Source organism: Dietzia cinnamea NBRC 102147, assembly GCF_001571065.1.
Lineage (GTDB): Bacteria > Actinomycetota > Actinomycetes > Mycobacteriales > Mycobacteriaceae > Dietzia > Dietzia cinnamea.
The window spans coordinates 1-3,120 of record NZ_BCSW01000108.1 but is presented as its reverse complement, the minus strand read 5'-3'; the positions used below and the strand labels follow the sequence as shown (position 1 = coordinate 3,120).

Below are 3,120 nucleotides of genomic sequence, written 5' to 3'. Positions count from 1 at the left end.
CTCCCCGCGAGGCACCCGCCACCGAGGATCTCCCGGGTTCTCCCAGAGCCCGACGACGAACAGGTGCGGGTCGTCAACCGTGCAACCGATCAGCGCCGTGCTATCGCCGCTCGCGCTGCCGTCGAACGCCAGGACCACCCGGTCACGCTTACCGACCCGGCGGTCCTCGTCGGCACGCTGGTCGAACACACCGAACGGGAGCCACGACTCCGAACCGCTGACCCACTGACCGAGTCGGAGCTGACGGAATACGGGCTCACGTAGCGTCCGCTGAGCGGACGCTAATCCGTCCTCGGACAGGAAGTCGCCCAACGCCGGGTTCGCGGCTGCCCACGCCTTCCGGTCGTCCGTCGCGCACCCGTCCGGGGCCATGAACTCCCGGAGGAAGAACGACGGGTCGTCACCCTTCCGTCCGTGCTCGACGAGACTCCACATGATGCAGTCGGGCGTCGTCGAGGGAGTCGAGATCGCCAGGACCAGAGACTCGGGGCGTTTACCGACGACCGAGGTGACCGCCTCCCACACGTCCGGCGTGACCACGTGCAGCTCGTCGACGATCAACAGGGACGGGTCCCAACCGTGGAGCGCGGCCGGGTCCGCCGGTAGCGCCCGCATCACCGCATCGTTCTCCGGGACCGCGATGTGATCGCGGTACACGTGGCACCGCTCCGCAAGCTCGGGAGACAGCTCGATCATCCGACGCGCCAGGTTGAGGACGATCTTCGCCTGCCGCTCATCCGACGCGACGACGAGGATCTCGGCGGACGGTGGGCCCACCCACAACTCGGCAACCGCAAGCGCCGCGGCCAGGGCCGACTTCCCATTCGCTCGAGGCAGGGAAACCACCGCGGTACGAACCCCGTCGGCGTACGCGCCACGCACAATCTCGGTCTGCCACGGACGCAACCGCAGCGGCTTGAGCGCACCGACCCCTTTCGGGACGTTCACGAACTCCCGAACGAACCGCTCACGACGCTTCGCCCGATCCCGCGGCCACCCCTTGAACCCCAACGGATCCGCGGTGATTTTCCCCTTCGGCCCCGCCTTGATCGCACTCATGAGAGCCTCGACAGATGAGGTTCCAAATCACTCCCAGGGTCGGTGACCCGTTCATCGGAAGCGCCGTGAAGATCGAAGACGGCGGCGTCATCTATTACCACGATGACAGCGGTAGGCATTACCTGGCACCCGGCGAATGGACTCGCGCCGACGAGGTCGGAGGCGGCGGCAAAGCGGCGGCGCCCGCCATCGCCACTCCCGGAACCGAACGGATCGCCGACATACAGTTCTGACCACATCTCACCCACCCCCACCGGGCGATCCCACGATGTGAGACGCAAACTTAGCCTCCCGGCGTGGGTCCGGGTCACTATCCCCTGGGGGTATGCCCCCTGGGTCCTGTGTGGGTCGCTGACGGCCTCTCTCGCGGTTGCAGGGTCCACATACCACGGCGACGGTTGCGAGCGTTACAGGCAAGCCTGCGGCCTTCCGTCGCCATGCCTCCTCGGAGTGGTCGGTTTGGAGGTCGCGGGTTGCTCCGCAGTCTGCGCAGAAGGGTTGGAGTTTCCGGGCCCGTTTGGACAGTCGGTCCCATTGGGAGTCGTAGCCTCTCGCTCGGGGGCTGGACTTGCGGTTGTGGCGTTCACGTTCGATGGGTGGTGCGCACTCGGAGCACCGCGGGGTGTCGACTGGTGTGCCGCAGTCGAGGCAGGGTCGGAGGGTCATGCCGGGTCCTCGAGGCCGGCCACCTTGTGCAGATATGAGGAGAGGAACTGGAGTCCGAGAGGTGTGTGCACCGCGGGGACGAGTTCTTGGTACAGGTCGAGCACGGCGAAGATCAGTTCGGTGGCGCGCTTCGCTTCGGTGGTCTCTCCGAGGATCGCGTTGATGCCGTCGAAGTCTCGGCGGGCGTGGTGCGCGACGAGGGCCGCGGCACGCCTGTTGTCTGCGGCGGTGATGGTCAGGTGGTCTCCGGGCTCAGTCATTGGTGGTCTCCTGGTCTGCTGTGTCGTGTAGGGCATCGGCGAGTTGTCGTGCTTCGGTGCGGGTCATCTGCGCGATGAGGCCGGCGAACTTCAACTCGATGGGTCGGCGCGGGTCCGCGGATCTGTGCACGGTCACGCGGCTGGTCGAACGGATTCTCATGAGGGGTTCCTTCCGAACTGGAGGACGTTGGGGGGTGGTGCAACATCTGCAACAAGTGCGTCAAGTGGGTTGTCCAGACCTCCGGTTGTTGCACTTGTTGCACTTGTTGCAGCTCCGTAGAGGCCGCGTCCGTGCTTCTGGAGCCGGCCTGCGTCTACTGCGCGGGTGAGGTAGGAGCGGACGGTGGTGCCGGGGAGTTGCACCGCGGCTTCCACTTGCTTAGGTGTGACGGGCCCGTGCTCGGTGACGTACCGGATGATCGACGCGGCGAAGTCTCCGAGGTTCTGGGTGGCTTTGCCGTTCTGTGCTGCCTGGGCCGCGTCGTCGAGGCCGTCGCCGTTGAGGACCCATTCGCCGTCTGTGACGGTGACGGAGTATTCGCCTTCGATGACGTCGCGGCCGGTGACGCGGATGAGGCCGGTGTCCTCGTTGCGGGCCCGCGAGAGGTTGACGGTGAAGTCGGCGGCGCCGTTCAGGCCGTTGGTCCCGGAGGTGGAGTCCATCCAGTCCGCGCCTTCCGCCTTGCGGACGTGGTGGACGACGAGGAGCGTGGCGCCGGGGTCCCGGTCGGTGTACCGCTTGAGTCTGGCGCCGATCCTGTAGTCCCTCTCATATGCGGATTCACCGGGGCTGGCTGAGGGCATGACGCGGCCGAGTGTGTCGAGGATGACTAGCGGTGCCTGTCCGGTGTTGGCGTCGAGCCATGCGTCGAGGACCTCGAGCACCAGGAGCGGTGGGACGTCGGTCACGAAGTTCATGCGGGCGGGGATCGGCTCCCCGTGGAGAAGTTTGCGGGCCCTGCCCTGGACGCGGCGTTCCCCGTCCTCCAGCGCCATGTAGAGGACGGGGCGCGCCTTGCCGACGTCGATCTTGCCGAACGCACGCCCACCGCAGGCGAGAGCTAGGCCGAGTCCCATCACGGCCCATGACTTGCCGGCCTTGGGTGGCCCGGTGAGGAGTCCGAACCCTTCTGGG

At 66.7% G+C, this 3,120-nt stretch carries 5 protein-coding genes; 1 reads left to right on the top strand and 4 read right to left on the bottom strand.

Annotated elements, in window-relative coordinates; all coding sequences use genetic code 11:
- Window positions 1-948: terminase large subunit domain-containing protein (locus DCI01S_RS16210; protein WP_244881773.1), on the bottom strand; the 948-nt coding region annotated here is incomplete at its 3' end.
- Between the two features lie 176 nt (window positions 949-1,124).
- Here DCI01S_RS16210 and DCI01S_RS16205 point away from each other — a divergent pair.
- Window positions 1,125-1,292 carry a hypothetical protein gene (locus DCI01S_RS16205; protein WP_156482661.1) on the top strand — a complete coding sequence of 56 codons (168 nt, stop codon included), beginning with the start codon at window positions 1,125-1,127 and terminating at the stop codon, window positions 1,290-1,292.
- Window positions 1,293-1,721: 429 nt separating this feature from the next.
- Here DCI01S_RS16205 and DCI01S_RS16200 read toward each other — a convergent pair whose 3' ends face one another.
- From DCI01S_RS16200 to DCI01S_RS16195, 3 genes are all read right to left on the bottom strand, one after another.
- Window positions 1,722-1,985 (bottom strand): hypothetical protein, encoded by a 264-nt coding sequence (locus tag DCI01S_RS16200; protein ID WP_061230173.1) that lies wholly within the window; start codon window positions 1,983-1,985, stop codon window positions 1,722-1,724.
- Entirely contained in the window at window positions 1,978-2,145 is a 168-nt protein-coding gene (locus DCI01S_RS17450) for a hypothetical protein (protein WP_156482660.1), read from the bottom strand. The genes DCI01S_RS16200 and DCI01S_RS17450 overlap by 8 nt, the downstream gene beginning before the upstream one ends.
- Window positions 2,142-3,120, bottom strand: a 979-nt coding sequence (locus tag DCI01S_RS16195; RefSeq protein ID WP_061230172.1) for an AAA family ATPase, incomplete at its 5' end; no start/stop codon positions are given. The genes DCI01S_RS16195 and DCI01S_RS17450, both read right to left, overlap by 4 nt.